Here is an 18,525-nt window from a genome sequence, read left to right on the forward strand (position 1 = left end):
CGCTGAGGTGTCGACCCACCGATGCACCGACAGGAGAGGGCTGGACCGGGCTGACATGACGAGCGCACCCCGCCTCGACCACGTCCTGGATGCCACCTACGCGTGTCTCACGCGGCATGGTGTGCGGCGCACGACGATGGATGACATCGCCCGAGAAGCGGGGATGTCGCGGTCAGCGGTCTACCAATATGTCCGCAACAAGGACGACGCCGTGCGGCGGCTCGCCGCGCGCCTGCACCTGCAGGCGACGGAGCGAGCCTCCGCCGCGGCGGAGTCCGACGCACCATGGCAGGAGCGAGTGCGGTCAGTGCTGCAGGTCAAGCTCGACCTGGTGCTCGAGCTGGCAGGCGACTCTCCGCACACCGCCGAACTGCTGGATGCGAAAGCACGGCTCTACGGCGACATCTGCATCAATTTCACCGGCCGCGTCGGTGAGCTCCTGACGAGTCTGTTCGCTGAGGCGAGTCCTTCCGGAACGGCGCCCGAGGACGCCGCCGCGATCTGCACTGCGCTGGTGACCGGCCTGGAGTCGACCCCGGACAACGTCCGACTGCTGCCGACCGCTGTCGATCTGCTCACGGCTGGACTGGCCACCTCCGATGAGCCGGCCTGAGGCTCGCGTCGCCGCTCGTCGGCACGACCGGTGGGGGTGGCGCAGACGGTCGGCGCACTGACCGTCGGTCAGTGGTGTCCACCAAAGTGGTGTGCGACCCGGTCCTGTTGAGGGCTGTGGTGTCGACGTGTAGGGCGGCCACCGCGTGATCTTCTGGAGACCTTCCACAGTGCTTCAGGAGTTCCACGCGATGACCGCACCCTCCAGTATCGACCCCTCTGAGTTCCTGCACGAGCAGCTGTCCCAGGCGAGGTCCGGCTCTGCTTCGTCGGCAAGGTCAGCCCGGTGCACTTCTTCTGGGGCGGGATGGACCTGGCCTGCACCCGGTTCTCTGGGCGCCCGGCACCGCCGCACCCCGGCGGCGCCCCGAACTGCGGTTGACTGGGTCATGGTCGAGGGCTACTCCCGCGAGCTGAGCAGCTGCGGGTTCTGGCCCGGCGGCGGCGACGAGGGCGCCTTCTACGCCTACGCGGACCCGGCACCCGACGGGTTCGCCGAGCAACCGGCCGGACCGGACGGCGCCCACTACAGCACCGAGTTCCAGCAGTTCCTGTTCCCCTACGAGGCCGCCCGGGCCGCCGCCGACCCGGACCGTGCCGTCAGCGAGTTCCTGCACGCCACGTACGAGGCCGCGGCGAACCTCGGGCACTGGGACCGGGCCGGCCTCGAGGACGACCCGTTCCGCTGGACCACCGACCCCGCAACTCCGAGGAGGAGTACATGACCGTCAAGCTCGCCGCCGTCTACTACTCGGCCACCGGCACCGTCGACGCCATGGCCCGCCGCGCCGCCGAGGCAGGCGAGAAGGCCGGCGCCGAGGTCCGGCTGCGCCGGGTCGCCCGGCACGCCACAACCGGCGGACGTGCGGCGACCGACGCCCAGGCCGCACACGCCGAAGCCGCACCCGAGACCCCGGAGGCCACACCCGACGACATCGTCTGGGCGGACGCCGTCCTCTTCGGATCCCTCACCCGCTACGGCAACATCGCCGGTCAGCTCAAGACCTTCATCGACGGGACTGTAAGAACATCGGTGTAACTCCGATCAAGGAGTGTGGACCCGATGACAGACCTGGCAGACGAGCCGGTGGTTGACCTCGACGCGGTAACCGACGGCCCGGCCGAGGGTGCAGGCCCAGCCGGGCTGGACCCTGTCGATGAGCAGCTGATCGCCCAGCTCGCCGGCCGGGCACGGGCGAACGGGCTGGAGCTGACCGGGGAGAATGGTCTGCTCGCGCAGCTGACCAAGCGGGTCCTGGAATCCGCTCTGGAAGGTGAGATCACCGATCACCTCGGCTACGAGTCCCACGACCCGGCCGGCCGTGACGGCGGGAACTCTCGCAACGGTCACCGGTCGAAGACCGTGCTGACCGAGGCCGGGCCGGTCGAGCTCGATGTGCCCCGGGACCGGGACGGCTCGTTCACCCCGAAGATCGTCGCCAAGCGGCAGCGCCGCATGTCCGGGGTCGACGAGCTCGTGCTGTCGCTGTCGGCGAAGGGCCTGACCACCGGGGAGGTCCAGGCTCACCTGGCCGAGGTCTACGGCGCCCAGGTGTCCCGGCAGACGATCTCGACGATCACCGACAAGGTCATCGAGGCGATGGTCGAGTGGCAGAACCGGCCACTCGACCCGGTCTACCCGGTGATCTTCATCGACGCGATCCACGTCAAGATCCGCGACGGGAAGGTCGCGAACCGGCCCGTCTATGTCGCGCTCGCGGTGACCTGTGAGGGCCGCCGGGAGATCCTCGGGCTCTGGGTCGGGGACCCCAGCAGCGGTGGCGAGGGCGCGAAGTACTGGCTGCACGTACTCGCCGAGATCCGTAACCGCGGCGTCGGTGACGTGCTCATGGTTGTCTGTGACGGCCTGGCGGGGCTGCCGGATGCGATCGGCGCGGTCTGGCCCGCCACTATCACCCAGACCTGCGTGGTGCACCTGCTGCGCAACAGCTTCCGCTACGCCGGCCGCCAGCACTACGACGCGATCGCCAAGGCCCTGCGACCGGTCTACACCGCACCCACCGAGGCTGCGGCGACCGAGCGGTTCCTGGAGTTCTGCGAGGCCTGGGGTGAGCGGTATCCGGCGATCGTGCGGCTCTGGGAGAACGCCTGGGCCGAGTTCGTGCCGTTCCTGGGGTTCGACGTCGAGATCCGCAAGATCATCTGCACGACGAACGCGATCGAGAGCGTGAACGCCCGGATCCGGCGGGCGGTCAAGGCCCACGGGCACTTCCCGAACGAGGCCGCCGCGCTCAAGTGCGTCTACATGGCGATCATGAGTCTCGACCCCACCGGCACCGGGCAGCACCGGTGGTCGATCCGCTGGAAGCCCTTCGCCGACAGCGACAGCACGAGCTCGTCGACCCCGGACATGCGGCGCTGCCGCTTGGCGACGATCTTCGGGGTGAACGAGCCGTCCCGGTCCCGGGGCACATCGAGCTCGACCGGCCCGGCCTCGGTCAGCACGGTCTTCGACCGGTGACCGTTGCGAGAGTTCCCGCCGTCACGGCCGGCCGGGTCGTGGGACTCGTAGCCGAGGTGATCGGTGATCTCACCTTCCAGAGCGGATTCCAGGACCCGCTTGGTCAGCTGCGCGAGCAGACCATTCTCCCCGGTCAGCTCCAGCCCGTTCGCCCGTGCCCGGCCGGCGAGCTGGGCGATCAGCTGCTCATCGACAGGGTCCAGCCCGGCTGGGCCTGCACCCTCGGCCGGGCCGTCGGTTACCGCGTCGAGGTCAACCACCGGCTCGTCTGCCAGGTCTGTCATCGGGTCCACACTCCTTGATCGGAGTTACACCGATGTTCTTACAGCCCCCGGTCAGCAGCCCGTCGCTGTCGGATACGTGGAGCAGAACTGCTGTAGCTCGCTCGGCCCGCCGGGAGGGCTGGAGGTGAGGGAGGAGAATTGGCCGAGGGGGCTCTCGTCGATCGCTCTCTGGATTTGGTTGATCTTGACCGCTGTCCAGAGAGTGATGATGAGGAACGTGATGGAGGCAAGGCTGGTCAGCACGTAGGTGACCGCTCGGAGAGCCTGCATCGGACGTGACTCGCGAGACAGAGCCACCTGCCCCCGCGCAGGGGTAGCAGGAGGAGCGGGCCGAGGGCCGTACTGGCCCGGCGAGGTTGGATGGGTCACACAGGCTCATCGACGTCCGGTCCGGTAGTGCTACACGTACCGAGGCCGCCCCAACTACCAGACGACACAGGCTGGTCGTGCGTCGACCCCTTCACACTGAAGTGGCCGTGACCAGAGCCGTGCGACCCAGTGCGTGCAATTGGCGTGCAACTATCAGCGGTCAGCCACGGTCACTCGTAGGGTGTGCTGTCCACTGTTTTCGCAGGTCGGGGTCGAAGAGTCCCAGTCTGGCGAGGCCTTCCAAACTGGCTACGCGGGTTCGATTCCCGTCGCCCGCTCCACCATCTGACCAGCGATAACGCTGATCGGATCTGATCTTGAGACAGACTTCGTGCATCAAACGTGGTGCGAGTCGGTCCTAGCGTTGACTGCATGGCAGGTCGTCAGCCCGCGAGTACGGCTCGCGCACGGGGCAGCATCACCACGCTTCCGAGCGGCACCATCCGGGTCCGGGTGTACGCCGGGATCGACCCGGTGTCCGGTCGCCGGCACTACCTCACCGAGCTGGTCCAGCCGGGCAAGAAGGCACAGCGCGAAGCCGAGGCCGTACGCGCCCGGCTGCTCGCCCAGGTCGAGGAGCGCCGGAACCCGCGGACGAACGCGACGGTCGACGAGCTCGTCCGGCGGCACCTGGACCAGTTCGTCGGGGCGCCGAACACCCTGCAGATGTACCGCGGTCACGTGAAGAACCACATCTCGCCACTGCTCGGAAGGATCAGCATCGGCCGCCTGGATCCGGAGATCCTGGACTCGTTCTACGCCGAGCTGCGCAGGTGTCGCATCCACTGCTCAGGCTCAGGGCTCGTTGACCATCGGACTCGCAAGGACCACGAGTGCGACGACCGATGCCGTCCACATCAGTGCAAGCCGCTGTCGGCGACGACGATCCGGCACATCCACTTCATCCTGTCCGGTGCCTACAAGCGTGCCGTCCGCTGGCGGTGGGTCGGGGTGAACCCGCTCTCGCAGGCCGAGCCGCCGCCGGCACCGAAGTCGAACCCGCGGCCGCCGAGTGCCGAGCAGGCCGCGCAACTCCTCAACAGGGCGTGGGACGACCCGGACTGGGGCGCCCTGGTCTGGACGGCGATGACGACCGGGGCCCGCCGGGGCGAACTGTGCGCCACCCGCTGGACGTGGCTCAATTTCGAAGAGGGCCGCGAGACGCTTTGGTTGCAGAGCGGGATCCGCAAGAGCGAGGACGGCTGGGTCGAGGGTGACCTCAAGACCCACCAGCAGCGCCGGATCGCGCTCGACGCCGAGACTGTCGCGGTACTCAAGGACCTGCGATTGCGGGCCGTGAAGCGAGCCGAGATGCTCGGGATCGAGCTGGCGGCGGACGTGTTCGTGTTCAGCCCCGCCCCCGACGGGGCGATATTCCCGACGCCGGACAGCGTGACCCAGCGCTACGACCGGATGGCGAAGAAGCTCGGGATCGAGACGACATTCCACAAGCTGCGGCACTACTCGGCGACGGAGTTGATCGTGGGCGGTGTCGATCCGCGGACCGTCGCCGGGCGGCTCGGGCACGGGGATGGCGGGACCACGACGTTGAAGACCTACACGGCGTGGGTATCGGAGGCGGACCAGCGGGCTGCGGCCGGGCTGGGGGCACGGATGCCGGAGCGTCCTACGCGTGCCGAGGAGGAACGGCGGGCTGTCCGGGTGTCGGAGCATCCCTACGAACACCTGGCCGATGCAATTGCTGCGAAGATTGTAGCGGGCGACCTTACGACTGGGACACCGCTTCCGCCAGCGGAGCACATCGCTGTGGAATCTGGCGTTTCGCTGTCAACGGCTCGGCGGGCAGTTCGATTGCTGAAGGAGCGAGGTATTGTTAAGTCACTGGGGGGTCGCCCGGTCATTATTCTGAATGCAGTGACTAGTGCACCGGTCCGAGACAGTTCTACTGCGACCGACTCGACTTCGACCCCCACCGACCAGCGAGGCGGCAGTCGAACTGTGCCGCACCGGGGCGCTGCGGGTGTGGGCGCTGGTCGAGGACGTGGTGATCGTCGTCGGCGGCCCGCGGACCGGGAAGACCGGCTGGTTGGCCGGGCGGGTCCTCGACGCCCCGGGTGCCGCTCTGGTGACCTCGACCCGGATGGACCTGCTGGACCTGTGTGGGCCGTTGCGCGCGGCTCGGGGGCCGGTGGCGGTGTTCAACCCCGCCGGCCTCGGCGATCGGTCCTCGACGATCACGTTCGACCCACTGACCGGATGTGCCGATCCGGTGACTGCGACCGAGCGGGCCACGGACATGCTCGCCGCGGTCGCGTCCGGTGCGGGTGGGGATCGGGAGTTCTGGGACGGCCAAGCCCGCCGTGTGCTGGCTGCGTTGCTGCACGCGGCGGCGTTGGGCGGTAAGGCGATGGCCGAGGTCCTGGGGTGGGTCGCGGATCCGGACACGGCGGGGCGTGAGGTGCCGGCGTTGTTGCGGCGCTCGGGGGTCACGGCGTTCGAGCAGGACGCGATGCAGTTCCTGACCACCAACGAGCGCACCCGATCGTCGATCACCTCGAGCGTGATGCCCGCGCTGGGGTGGCTGACCCATCCGGCCGCTGCCGCGGCGGCCGAGGCGGGGGAGGGCTTCGACGTCGCCCGCCTACTCGAGGAGCGCGCCACGGTGTTCCTGCTCGGGGCGGAGGAGGCCCAGACCGCGCCGCTGGTGTGTGCGCTGACCGGTCACATCGCCCGCGAGGCCCGCCGCCTCGCGGCAGGGCGACCCAAGGGCCGCCTCGACCCGCCGCTCGGGTTGTTCCTCGACGAGGCCGCGCTGATCTCTCCGGTCCCGCTGGAGTCGTGGACGGCGGACATGGGTGGTCGCGGGGTGACGATCGTGTGTGCGTTCCAGTCCCGTGCGCAGTTGTTGGCGCGGTGGGGTGAGCACAAGGCGGCGACGATCCTGAACAACACCGCCGCGGTGATGATCTTCGGTGGGACCCGGGACAAGTCCGATCTGGAGTTCTGGTCCACCCTCGCAGGCGACCGGGACGAGAAGGTCGCCACCACCGACGAGCACGGCCGGGTCGCCTCGCGCAGCGTGCGCAAGGTGCCGGTGCTGGCGCCGGCGCAGATCGCGAACCTGCCCGCCGGGCGGGTCGTGGTGATCCGACGCGGGATCTCGCCAGTGATCGGCCGGGCCCGGATGGCGTGGCGCCGTCGCGATGTCCGCCGCCGCGCCCGCGGCCTGGCGCGGGTCGAGGCCGAGTCCCGCCGTCACCACCGACGCGAGGCGGTCCGGACGTGGGCCGATCTGCAGGTGGAGCGGGTCCTGGTGGTGCTGGCTGCACGGTGGCCTGCCCGGTTCGGGGAGGCCGCGGCGCGGTTGCGGTCGTCGAACGCGATGTTCGCCGAGCTGCGCGCTATCCGCAGCACCGACCAGCCCGAGGACCGGCCGGCGCTGATCGAGCCCGCCGACACCCCGCACGAGAGTGACGGCAGGGAGCAGCGATGAGCGCCGGAGACTACGAGCTGCTGACCCCGGGCGAGGCCGTGGACCGGCTCGCGGCCGACCTGCCCGGCGGCCGGGCGGACGCCGAGCAGGTCATCGCCTCCTACCTGCAGGACGCCACCGGCAACTACGGCCGACCATCCGAAGGCTGGCGACTGGATGAGTTCGACCTCGACGACGCCCAGACCCGGTTCGGGTGGGTCGACTTCGCCGGCGGGGAGACCGTCGCCCGAGCGCGGGCTCGCGCCGAGGGGGTGGCGGTGGCCGCGGTGCGGGAGTCCGCCGGAACCTCGGCGATCACCGACCGCGAGCGCCTGGAGGGGCTGCATTCGGATGCGGAGATGTGGGGTTACCGCTCCATCTCCGTCGGACTCGACGAGCTCACCACCACCGTCGGATGCGAGCCGCAGCCGCGCTTGGTGACCGTCGCCCGGGACGGGCGGGAGCGCTCGCACCGCGAGGCCACCGCCGCCCACGACGCCCGCGTCCGTGCCGCAGAAGCCGCGGCCGAAGCCGCCGCGCTGAGCCAACACCAGGAGCACAGCCACGACGGCCACGCCGACGACACCGACCAATCCGATCGCGATGACGAGGAGGACCGAGTGAGCGCCCCGGACCATGACCGCGACCACGCGACGGCCGAGGTCGAGACCGACGAGCGCGGAGATCGCGAGCGGGTCCTCGACGAGGGCCCGGGCGCGTTCGCGGGCGGGTTGTGGTTCACCCCGGACGAGGACGCCGAGGGCAGGGTGCGGCCGTTGACCGAGTCCGAGATGCGCCACTTCTCCCACCTGGTCCAGCAGTCCCAGGCCGACGCCGTCGCAGGCGACCTCGACCAGGAACCGGCCACCGGAAGACCTCCAGCCGGAACCACTGACGCTGATGCCGGAGCCGATGCGGCGGGGTGGGAGCAGTGAGCGGGCCCTCCCACCCGGCCCACCCCGACCCGGGCCCGGCCGAGGCCGGCGGGGCCCTAGCTGGGCTGGCGCGGGAGATCGAGGTGCTTCGCCGGCAGGTCGCCGAGTTCGAGCCGCTTCCGGGGCAGGTGGGGGAGCTGGGCCGCTTGGTCGGGCAGCTGTCTGAGGCCCTGGCCGCGGTGACCGCGCGGCGCCGGGTCCCGGCGGCGCCGTCGTGGCTGATGGCCCCGACAGATACCGGTGAGATCGCCGCGCTGCTCGAGGAACTGTGCGTGTGGGCGGAGTCGGTGTTCCTGCGCTACCCGGACGGGGCGAAGGTGCTGGCCGAGTGCTGGATGTGGCATCCCGACGTCGTCGAGGAACTGCTCTGGCTGATGTATGCCTGGTGCGCCGCGTACCAGGGCCCGGCGGCCTCGGTCGGGGCGGCGGGGGACTGGCACGACCGCCAGCGCCCCGGCGTCGTGGCCCGGCTACGCAAGTCCGTTGGGTCCTGCTCGATCGAGACCCACCAGACCCGCCCCGGCTGGAACACCCCACCCGGCGGCCCGGTCACAGTTCCCGGTGTCGAGCACACCGAGCTGATCGTCAGCTGGTGGGCGGGGGCCCGCGACAGCGCCCCACCTGAGCCCACCGCACCCGCCGGGCCGGTCGGGGGTGATCGGTCGTGACCGGGCAGGGCTACTGGGCCCGGTTGCGGGCGGCGGTGGCGGTGGTGCGGGAGGTGAAGCGCGCCTATGACATCGACATGCAGCAGATGCGAGCCCGGGCCGAGGCGTCTCTGGACGGCGGTGAGGAGTACCGGGCGCTGGTCGATCAGCGGCGAGGAGATACCGACGTCGCCGACGAACGCGCAGACCGGTTGTTCGCACTGGTCGACCAGGCCAGGGCCGACGTGCTTGATGCGCTCCGGGGCCGATCGGTGGACAGCGCCTGGCTGATCGAGCAGGCCCGCGAGGTGGCCGAGACCGCCACCAGGGCTTACAGCCACTACCCGGACAGCGACAAGGACGACGACCGCACTCGCCCGGTGCCCGAACAGAACCGGGAGCTCCCCGAGGGCAGTGCCGCGGAGGCCGCCGCCGAGGAGCCCCTCATCGAGCGCACCGACGATGCGGACACAGCTGGTGTGGTCGACGCCCGAGCCACCGAGGCTGCGGGCGAAGCGGGGTCGGTAGTCGCGAGCTGGCCGCCGTGGCAGGACGCCCAGCGACTACGCGACCCGGACCTCGACGGGCTGGCCGAGGTGCTGGAGGAGATCACCGCTGCCGAGCGGGAGCGGTGGGAGGCCGCGTTCGACGAGGCCGACGAGCTGGACTGGATCGTCGCCGGCGTCGATGACGAGCGGGACCGCCAGCAGTGGCAGACCGAGACGGACGGCCAGCCCGACGAACTCGACGACTCATCCTCCGAAGACGACCCTCCCGGCCCGAGCCCGGACGACAGGGTTGATCCGTCCCGGCCAGACGAAGCCGCCGCGGGCGACCGCGGTGACGAAGGCGGTGCCGGTGGCCTGGTGCCGGATCCACTCGAGCAGGCGCGCCAGGCGCTGGCGGCGGTCCGGCTGGATCTCCTCGACGATGCCGACGAGACCGGGCGTGGCTGGTGCGAGGACCCGTGGCGAGACACCGGGGCCGACGACGGACAGGACGATCAGCGGTGAGCGCCCACCCCACAGCGGCCTCCACACGTGGGGCGCGGTCGCGGGTGGCGCTGTGGCTGCCCGGCCTGGCGGTGGCGATCGGGGCGGCGGTGGCGACCGCGCACGGCCTGTTCGAGGTCGCCGTCGCCGCCCGGGTCCCGGTCGGGGTCGCCTGGATCTACCCGCTGATCACCGACGGCCTCGCCCTGGTCGCCTACGGCGCCACCGCCCGCCTGCGTGGCTCGGGTGCCCGCTACGCCTGGGCGGTCGTGATCGTCTCCGCCGGGCTGTCCGGGCTCGCCCAGGCGGTCTACCTCGCCTCCGACAGCGTCACCACCGGCGGCGCCCTGGAGGTGAGCCCTGCCCTGCGGTTCGGGGTCGGGGCCTGGCCCGCGATCGCCGCCGCCGTCGTGGCGCACCTGCTCTACCTCCTCGCCGCCGACCAGCCAGCCGACACCGGCGAAGGACCAGTCGAGGAGGGGCACGAGGAGATCGGGTCCTCCCGCCCGCGTGTCCCGGCGACCATCTCCGTCCCACGGGACAACGGGACGCCCCTGTCCCACTCGGACTCTGTTGAACCGGGGCCCGGTGTCCCGCCCGCGGTGGACGGGCCGGTGATCCCAGCGCCGCCGCGACCGGCTTCCCAGCCCGCGCAGCGCCCGGCGTCCCGTCCCGGGGACGGGGTGGGTGCGGGCGCGCAGGAGCGCGCCCGCACCACAGCCCAGCACCACTGCGACACCCACGGGGCCCTGCCCACGGTGCGCGAGCTCCAGGACCTCGCCGAGGTCGGCCGGGGCACCGCCGCCCGAGCCCTCCAACAGCTCCGCGACCACCCGCCACAGACCGCCAGCGGCCTGCACCTGGTCCCCGACGAGCCCCACGACAGGACCCAGTCATGACCACTTCCGCCCGACAGAGCCACCTGAGCACCCGCGCCACCCACGCGACCGAGCCCAGCACCGGAACCGAGCGCGACTTCACCGAGCAGACCATCAAGAGCCCAAGATCAAAGCGATCACACCGAGGCATCACGATCCGAAGGGAGTGGCCGGCCTCCGGCCGGCCACTCCAATACCCGGGTGCCTCCGGCCGCCATGACCCGCGTTTCATGATCGTTTCGGGGTGGTCGGGGTGCTGAGGATCGCCACGGGCTACTCGCCGGACTACCTGTTGAAGGAGGTCGCGGCCGGGCGAGAGAACTACTACACGGGCGCGGTCGCCGAGGGTGAGCCGCCGGGGCGCTGGTGGGGTGCCGGGGCGGAGAAGCTCGGTCTGCACGGCCTGATCGACGCCCGGGATATGCGCGCGCTCTACGAACAGTTCCTCGACCCTCGTGACGAGGGATTCCGCGACCCGTTCCGGTGGGACGAGGTCGAGACGCTGGGACACACGGGACGCAAGTACCTGTCCCAGGACGACCTCTACGCCGCCGCGCTGGAACGCGAACCGGACGCCTCGGCGGAACGCCGTGCCGAGCTCCGGACAGAAGCCGGGAAGGCGGCCCGGCACAACGTCGCGTTCCTGGACGCGACATTCAGCGTGCAGAAGTCGGTGACACTGCTGCACACGGCGTTCGAGGCCCGCGAGGTCGCTGCCCGCAAGGCGGGGGACGAGGAGATCGCAGTGGCGTGGGGCGAGTTTCGCACGGCGGTCGAGGACGCGATCTGGGCTGGCAACAACGCCGCCCTGACCTACCTGCAGGACAAGGCCGGATACGCCCGGATCGGTCACCACGGCGGCTCGGCGGGCCGGTGGGTCGACGCGCACGCGTTCACGGTGGGGTCGTTCTTCCAGCACGACTCCCGGGACCGGGACCCGCAGCTACACATCCACAACGCGATCCTGAACCGGATCCAAGGCCCGGACGGGGCATGGCGGACCCTCGACAGCCGGGCGATCCACCGCTGGCGAGCGGGGGCCGGCGCGGTGGGGGAGCGCACCACCGAGGAACGACTCGCCTCGACGATCGGCACGCTGGTCGCGACCCGCCCCGACGGGAAGTCCCGCGAGGTCGTCGGGGTCTCCGCCGAGGCGATGTCGTTGATCTCCACACGGCGTCACGCGGTGACCGCGAAGGCCGCCGAGCTGATCGAGGCGTTCGAGACTCGCTACGGGCGAGCGCCGAACGGAATCGAGCGCGACCGCCTCGCCCAACAGGCCACCCTGGCCACACGGGCGGCGAAATCCCACGACGGCGAGACCCGCGAGCGGTTCCTCGACCGCATCAACGGCCGGCTGCGCGCCGACATCGACGGGGGCCTGGCCGGGATCGCCGACACCGCCCTCCTGTCCCGCCGCGCCGGAGTCGAGCCAATGGCGTTCAACCCGCAAGCCGTGATCGAGATCGCTCTGGAGGACGTCGCCTCACGCAAGTCGGGCTGGACTCGCTCGGACCTGACCCGGGCAGTCAACGCCGCACTACCGGACTACCTCGGCGTCGCCGACGGCGACGACGTCGCCACGCTGCTGGACCAGCTCACCGACCACGCCCTCGAACACGCAGTGGCGCTCGATTCCGAACGCCCCGCAGCCACACTTCTACCCGACGAGCTGCGCCTGGCTAACGGCGAGTCCGCCTACGTCGCGCCGGGCGGCCGGGTCTACAGCACTCCGGATCAGGTCCGCTCCGAGCGGATCCTCCTCAGTGCGACCAGCGCACGCGACGGCACCGCGCTCACCCCCCACAACGCCGACAGCTTCTTGCGCACGTTGAGACACGAGGGGACCGAGCTCGGCGTGGACCAGGCTGCCGCCGTGCGCGGGATCCTCACCTCCGGCGCTCGCGTCGAGACCCTCGTCGGGCCGGCCGGAACCGGGAAGTCCTTCGTGGTCGGGTCCCTCGCCCGCGCGTGGGGCGACCCCACCCTGCGGTGCCACACTTCGGATCTTGATCCCGTCGGGCCGTCGGCCGGGCGCGTGTTCGGGCTGGCGACCAGCCAGCAGGCGACCGAGGTCCTCACCGGAGAAGGCCTCCAGGCCTCGAACATCACCCGCTGGCTCGCCACCCAGGATCGACTCACCGCTGCGGCGTCCGAGCGCCGCGCGGTCGACGGTGACGAGGGGTGGCGGCTGCGAGAGGGTGATCTGGTGGTGGTCGACGAGTCGGGGATGACCGAGACTGCCGCCTTGGCCGCGATCCACGACCACGCCGACCGGGCGGGAGCGAAGCTGCTGTTGGTCGGGGACCACCGCCAGCTCGCCGCGGTCGGTGCCGGCGGTGGCATGGATCTGCTCGCGGCGGCCGGGTCACGCTACGAGCTGGCCGAGGCCCGACGGTTCACCGCCGAGTGGGAACGCGACGCAACGCTGCGTCTGCGGTCGGGAGACGAGAGCGTCCTGCGCATCTACCACCAGCAGGGGCGTCTCCTCGACTCCGGCACCCAGGATCAGGCCGAAGCCTCCGCCGCACGGGCCTGGCTGGCCGACACCCTCGATGGACGACGCTCGATGCTGCTGGTCGACTCCAATGAGCAGGCCGCCCGCGTCTCGGCCGCGATCCGCAACGAGTTCGTACGCCTCGGGCGGGTCGACGAGCAGGGAGTCCTGCTCGGGCGGCAGGGTACGACCGCCGGGGTCGGTGACCTGGTCGAGGCCCGCGCCAACGCTTGGGACCTGGCCGGTTATGAGGGCAACCGGCGTGGGCCGCTCAATCGCGATCTGTTCCGCGTGACCGCCGTCCGAGACGACGGCGGACTGGAGGTCACCATCGACCCGCAGGGCCAGGGTGTCGGGTCCCGGCTCGTGCTGCCCTCCCGCTACGTGGCGGAGAACCTGGTGCTCGGATACGCCGGGACCACCCACGCCGGACAGGGGGCCACCGTCGACACCACGCATTCCGTCGTCAGTCCTGCTACCCGTGCGAACTCTTTCTACGTCGGGATGTCCCGCGGCCGCGCTGCCAACACTGCCCACGTCACCACCCGCACAGCGCCCGATGACCCAGCTCACGGCAGCACAGACCGCCACGAACTGCGGCGCGACCCGGTCGCGGTACTCGCCGGAATCCTCGAGACCGGCCACGCAGCGCTGCCCAAGTCTGCAGTCGCGATCGCCACCGAGTCCGCCGACGAGGCGATCAGCACGCGGACCGCAGCCGAGCTGCTCGCCGACGCGGCCCAGCTCGCCGCCACCGAACGCACCGCATCATCACTGGACCACCTTGTCAGCGACGGATCGCTCACCCCGGGTCAGCGGGCTCGGATCGCCGCCGAGGACGGAACCGCCACCCTGACCCGGGTCCTGCGTCGCGCCGAACTCGCGGGCCACGACCCCCACATCGTGCTCACCGAAGCAATTCAACGGGGCCCACTGACCGGAGCCCGCAACGTCAGCAACGTCGTCTACTCGCGCATCCGCGACACCCACCGCCTCGACCCCGTCGGCGAACGCTGGACGGACTGGACCCCTCGAACCGACAACCCGGAGTGGAACGACTACCTCAGCCGACTCGCCGACACCGCGGACCAATGCGCAGTCGGCCTCGGAGCCGCCGCGGTCGAGGAACCACCTGCTTGGGCAATCGAGGCCTTCGGCCATCCACCTGCAGACGCACGATCCCGGGCGCGCTGGCGAGACGAGGTCGGCCGAATCGCTGCCTACCGCGAGCTCCGGGGTCACAACGATCCCGTCGACGCACTCGGCCCCGCACCGAAACCGGGACAGGTCGAGGAGTTCGCCGCACACCGCGCAGCCTGGCGAGCCCTGGGCTGCCCGGAGATCGACCGCGAGCACCTGGAGCTCTCCAACGGACAGCTCCGCATACGAATCCGCGCCTACGAACGCGAACTGGCCGCCGCGCCCCGCTACGTCGCCAACGAACTCGCCTGTACTCGACAGGCGATCGCAGCGAACGAGCGAGACGCCGCCGTGCACCGTGCGGCCGCCGAGAACACCGCTGACCCCACCGAACGTGGACGCCTGACCGAACTCGCCGCCGACGCTGCATCGATCGCCGGAGTCCTCGACGAACGCGCGCGTGAGCTCCAGGGTATCGACGATGCCCGCGCCAGATGGCTCTTCCACACGTCACAGACTCGGATACAGGCCGAACTGTCCAGAGCCGAACTGTCAGCCCGCGACGCCGACGACGACCCCGAAGACAGGGTCACCGCCGTGGAATGGAAGGCCGTGCACGACCAAGCACTCGCCGACGACGAACGACACCGTGAGATCACCGCGAACGACATCCATCTCGACGCCCCGATCGACACAGAGCGGCCCACACATGGCGACACTGACGGCCTTGCGGACAGTGGCCGTGCCGACGTCCGCGAGGACGCCGAGCGACGTCCGGTCCCGGTTCTGGAAGACGCCGTTCGGATCCCCGACGCGGCTGAGACCACGAATCATCTCGACTACGCCGGGCGAGTGCTCGACGAGATCCGCTACCGGGACTCGGCCGAAGCGGCAGAGGCGGAACGCACGGACGAGCTGGCTCGCTGGTACACCGAGCGGCGCTCGGACGCCGACGGCTACGTGGACGAAGATGGTCTGGCGGAGATCTGGGCCGACGAATGTTCCTGACTGCGCTGCGTGGGAGCAGTAGTCGATCGACCGTCCTCGGGCAACGCGGGGATGATGTCCAGGGGTGGCGGGGCCTGATGGCGCCACGCCCACCGCAGCGTCGCGCGGACCCCGTCCCCCCAGCCGGGCTGCAATCGCGCAAGTCTCGGCTGCAGCTCCTCGAATCTCTCCGCCGCCAGATATTCGGCTTCGATCAGCTCCTCGTAGGCCGATTCCCGGGTCCGCGTCGCCGGCGCCTCTGCCGGCCGAGGGTGTCCCCACGCCGGCCGACAGACGGCGCACGCGAGCCACTCGCACGTCGCCAGCACCGCGGCCGCGTACCAGTCCAGAACGCCCCGGTCACCTTGCTCCGCGTTGAGGCGGTTAGCGGCGGCCCAGGCAACCGCGAACTCCGCACGGGGGACGCGCAGATTCCCCGCCGGGATACGTGCCACCTGCTCTGCGGGGACTGCCACGAGCCAAGAGTGTCAGCCGACACCGACATCCACCACCGACAGCGCCCCGTTCGGACGTGCATGCTCGCTGCTCCAGTCGGGGAAACAAGGACGAGGCAGCTCAAGCTGAGTAGCCGTGAGCCGCACGGTGAGTCGGATCCGTCGCTCCGACAGGCGTCCGGGTGTTCACCGGCCTCAGGGGCTCGACTCAATATCTCAATGAGTATTAGTATGTTTGTGTGGCTCTCGATGACACGTGCGAACTCCTCTGTCTGGATCTACCCCATGCCGAGCGCATCCGGGCCAACCTGCCCGAGGTCGGACATGTGCAGCCGGCGGCGGAGACGGCCCGCGCCGTGGGAGATCCGAACCGCCTGCGGATCGCGGCAGCCCTGTTGGACGGCGATGAACTCTGCGTATGTGACACCGCCTGGGTCGTGGGCGCTTCACAGGCGCTGGTCTCCCATCATCTGCGGCAGCTCCGGGGTGCCGGTGTCGTGACGTCCCGGAAGGACGGGCGGATGGTGATGTACCGGCTCTCGGAGCGTGGGCGCGCGGTGCTGTCGGTGCTGTTCAACCTCGAGGCCGAGCCTGTGAGCGAAGGAGCCGACCGTGTCTGATGTGTGCTGCGGACCAGACCAGGCAGGCCCTGGAGCCGAAGCCGAGGAGGGGCCTGCCCGGATCTGGGAGGTACGGGAGCTCCAGCTCGCTGCGCTCGCTGCCGTCCTCCTCGCGGCTGCCTGGCTGCTCGAGCTCGTCGGCGGCGTGCCCGAGCTCCTTCCCACAGGCGTTGAGTTGGTGGCCGCGGTCGTGGCGGCCTCGACATTCGTTCCGGCCGCGCTGCGCAACCTGCGTCACGGGCGGATCGGCGTGGGCACGCTTATGACGATCGCAGCGATCGGTGCGATCGCCCTCGGGCAGGTTGCCGAGGCCGCCCTGCTCGGGATCCTGTTCTCGATCGCGGAGGGCCTCGAGCACTACGCCGTCACCCGAACCCGTCGCGGCCTGCGCGCTCTGCTGGGGCTCGTCCCACCCACCGCATCGGTTTTGCGCGAGGGCAGCGAGGTCATCCTGTCGCCCGACGAGCTCGCGGTCGGGGACATGTTGCTGTTGCGCCCAGGTGAGCGGGCGGCCACCGACGGGATCATCCGGACGGGCCGCACGAGTCTGGACACCTCCGCGATCACGGGCGAGTCCGTTCCCGTTGAGGCCGGCCCCGGCGACGATCTCTACGCAGGCACCATCAACGGCGACGGCGCGATCGAGGTAGAGGTCACAGCACCGGCGTCGGACAGCTCGTTGGCCCGGATCGTGCACATCGTCGAGCAAGCACAGGAGCGGAAGGGCGCAGGCCAGCGGCTCGCCGATCGCATCGCTCGGCCATTGGTTCCGGCGATCATGATCCTCGCCGCGCTCATCGCCGGAGTCGGCGCACTACTCGGCGACCCGTTGCTCTGGTTGGAACGCGCACTCGTCGTCCTGGTCGCCGCCTCGCCGTGCGCACTCGCGATCTCGGTGCCGCTCACGGTCGTGGCCGCGATCGGTGCCTCCAGTCGTCACGGTGCCCTGATCAAGGGTGGTGCCGCCCTGGAGGAGCTCGGCCGCATCCGTGCAATCGCGCTCGACAAGACCGGCACGCTGACACGCAACCGGCCCCAGGTCATCGATGTCCTCACAGCGTCCGACCGCGTCGCTGGGACCGACGTCCTCGCTATAGCAGCGGCGTTGGAATCCCGCAGCGAGCATCCCCTCGCCCGAGCGATCCTCGCCGCTGCAGAGGAGCGGTCGATCGCGCTCGAACCTGCGGACGACGTCACCGCGGTCGCCGGGCACGGTCTGACGGGAGCTCGGGACGGCGTCACGATGAGATTGGGGAAGCCGGGCTGGATCGAGGCGGGCTCGACGGCTGCCGACATCGCACGGCTGCAGGACGAGGGGGCCACCGTCGTGCTCGTCGAGCGTGCCGGGGCATTGATCGGTGCCGTCGCCGTCCGGGACGAGCTGCGCCCTGAGGCGCCCGAGGCGGTCCGCCGGATCCGCGACCTCGGAATCGATGTCGCCATGCTCACCGGCGACAACCGGCGTACCGCAGGAACGCTGGGTGAACAGGTCGGAATCGACATTGTTCACGCCGAGCTCCACCCCGAGGACAAAGCTGCTCTGCTGCCTCACATCGCCCGTGGCCGCCGCATCGCAATGGTCGGCGACGGCGTCAACGACGCTCCCGCCCTTGCCACTGCCGACGTCGGGATCGCGATGGGTGCGATGGGTACCGATGTCGCCATCGAGACCGCAGATGTCGCGCTCATGGGTGAGGACCTGCGTCATCTGCCTCAGAACCTTGCTCACGCGCGCCGTGCGAGAACGATCATGTTGCAGAACGTCGGCTTCTCGTTGCTGATCATCGGTGCGCTGATCCCACTCGCCGCCTTCGGGATCCTGGGCCTGGCCACCGTCGTGGTCATCCACGAAGCGGCTGAGGTGCTGGTCATCCTCAACGCGGTACGAGCCGCCCGCGCCCGCCCCGTGCCTGGGCTGACGGCCGCACCGGCCGGAAGCGGACCGCACCACGTGACCATCGAGGCTGCGCCCGTCGCCGACGACCCGTGCTGCGCACCGGCCGCTCGCGCGGACGGGACATGGCGGACCACAGATGGATCTGAGCCAACCCTGCAGATCGTGCCGACCGACCAGCCCGACCTGGTTGACGACGAAGGAGGCAGCTGCGGGTGTTGTGGCTCCACGTCTCCGGTGCGGGCGGTGGCAGATGACAGGACGCCGGGACTCTGATCCGGCCCGGTGGGACGTGCGCTG

At 70.4% G+C, this 18,525-nt stretch carries 12 protein-coding genes and 3 pseudogenes; 14 read left to right on the forward strand and 1 reads right to left on the reverse strand.

Translation table 11 applies throughout. From position 1 onward, the window contains the following. Positions 1-55: 55 nt before the first annotated feature. The 5 genes and pseudogenes from PP1_RS23995 to PP1_RS24015 form a co-directional block, all read left to right on the forward strand. Positions 56-613 (forward strand): TetR/AcrR family transcriptional regulator, encoded by a 558-nt coding sequence (locus PP1_RS23995; protein ID WP_033200722.1) that lies wholly within the window; start codon positions 56-58, stop codon positions 611-613. Between the two features lie 285 nt (positions 614-898). Further along, positions 899-994, forward strand: coding sequence for a DUF5996 family protein (locus tag PP1_RS24000; RefSeq protein WP_337819678.1), 96 nt, complete (start codon positions 899-901; stop codon positions 992-994). A gap of 7 nt (positions 995-1,001) precedes the next feature. Beyond that, positions 1,002-1,337, forward strand: coding sequence for a DUF5996 family protein (locus tag PP1_RS24005; RefSeq protein ID WP_010243512.1), 336 nt, complete (start codon positions 1,002-1,004; stop codon positions 1,335-1,337). Next, the gene (locus PP1_RS24010; protein ID WP_083697211.1) at positions 1,334-1,651 is read left to right on the forward strand and encodes a flavodoxin family protein; all 318 of its coding nucleotides are present in this window, start codon (positions 1,334-1,336) and stop codon (positions 1,649-1,651) included. Before PP1_RS24005 ends, PP1_RS24010 begins: the two co-directional genes overlap by 4 nt. 24 nt (positions 1,652-1,675) lie before the next feature. Next, positions 1,676-2,944 (forward strand): annotated as a pseudogene (locus PP1_RS24015) (IS256 family transposase); the annotation flags it as partial. Here the strand turns inward: PP1_RS24015 and PP1_RS24020 are convergent. Then, positions 2,941-3,297 (reverse strand): annotated as a pseudogene (locus tag PP1_RS24020) (transposase); the annotation flags it as partial. The pseudogenes PP1_RS24015 and PP1_RS24020 sit on opposite strands and share 4 nt — an antisense overlap. A gap of 1,536 nt (positions 3,298-4,833) precedes the next feature. On the opposite strand from PP1_RS24020, the pseudogene PP1_RS31620 reads away from it, so the two are divergent. The 9 genes and pseudogenes from PP1_RS31620 to PP1_RS24070 all read left to right on the forward strand — a co-directional run. Then, positions 4,834-5,595, forward strand: a pseudogene (locus tag PP1_RS31620) (tyrosine-type recombinase/integrase); the annotation flags it as partial. 157 nt (positions 5,596-5,752) lie between these two features. Beyond that, positions 5,753-7,201: a type IV secretory system conjugative DNA transfer family protein gene (locus tag PP1_RS24035; RefSeq protein WP_249266036.1), complete on the forward strand. Its 1,449-nt coding sequence runs from the start codon at positions 5,753-5,755 to the stop codon at positions 7,199-7,201. Continuing rightward, positions 7,198-8,115, forward strand: coding sequence for a hypothetical protein (locus tag PP1_RS24040; protein WP_010242786.1), 918 nt, complete (start codon positions 7,198-7,200; stop codon positions 8,113-8,115). The genes PP1_RS24035 and PP1_RS24040 overlap by 4 nt, the downstream gene beginning before the upstream one ends. Beyond that, complete coding sequence (locus PP1_RS24045) at positions 8,112-8,783, forward strand: hypothetical protein (protein ID WP_010242788.1); 672 nt, start codon at positions 8,112-8,114, stop codon at positions 8,781-8,783. The genes PP1_RS24040 and PP1_RS24045 overlap by 4 nt, the downstream gene beginning before the upstream one ends. Next, a complete protein-coding gene (locus tag PP1_RS24050) occupies positions 8,780-9,775 on the forward strand; it encodes a hypothetical protein (protein ID WP_010242791.1) in 996 nt (331 codons plus the stop codon). The genes PP1_RS24045 and PP1_RS24050 overlap by 4 nt, the downstream gene beginning before the upstream one ends. Next, positions 9,772-10,653 carry a hypothetical protein gene (locus PP1_RS24055; protein ID WP_075314595.1) on the forward strand — a complete coding sequence of 294 codons (882 nt, stop codon included), beginning with the start codon at positions 9,772-9,774 and terminating at the stop codon, positions 10,651-10,653. Before PP1_RS24050 ends, PP1_RS24055 begins: the two co-directional genes overlap by 4 nt. A gap of 223 nt (positions 10,654-10,876) precedes the next feature. Beyond that, a complete protein-coding gene (mobF, locus tag PP1_RS24060) occupies positions 10,877-15,277 on the forward strand; it encodes a MobF family relaxase (RefSeq protein WP_010242796.1) in 4,401 nt (1,466 codons plus the stop codon). A 673-nt stretch (positions 15,278-15,950) separates the two neighbouring features. Further along, entirely contained in the window at positions 15,951-16,331 is a 381-nt protein-coding gene (locus tag PP1_RS24065; RefSeq protein ID WP_010242798.1) for an ArsR/SmtB family transcription factor, read from the forward strand. Continuing rightward, positions 16,324-18,501, forward strand: coding sequence for a heavy metal translocating P-type ATPase (locus PP1_RS24070; protein ID WP_010242799.1), 2,178 nt, complete (start codon positions 16,324-16,326; stop codon positions 18,499-18,501). The genes PP1_RS24065 and PP1_RS24070 overlap by 8 nt, the downstream gene beginning before the upstream one ends. The last annotated feature ends 24 nt before the right edge of the window (positions 18,502-18,525 follow it).

This window comes from Pseudonocardia sp. P1 (assembly GCF_000178675.2).
Classification (GTDB): Bacteria; Actinomycetota; Actinomycetes; order Mycobacteriales; family Pseudonocardiaceae; genus Pseudonocardia.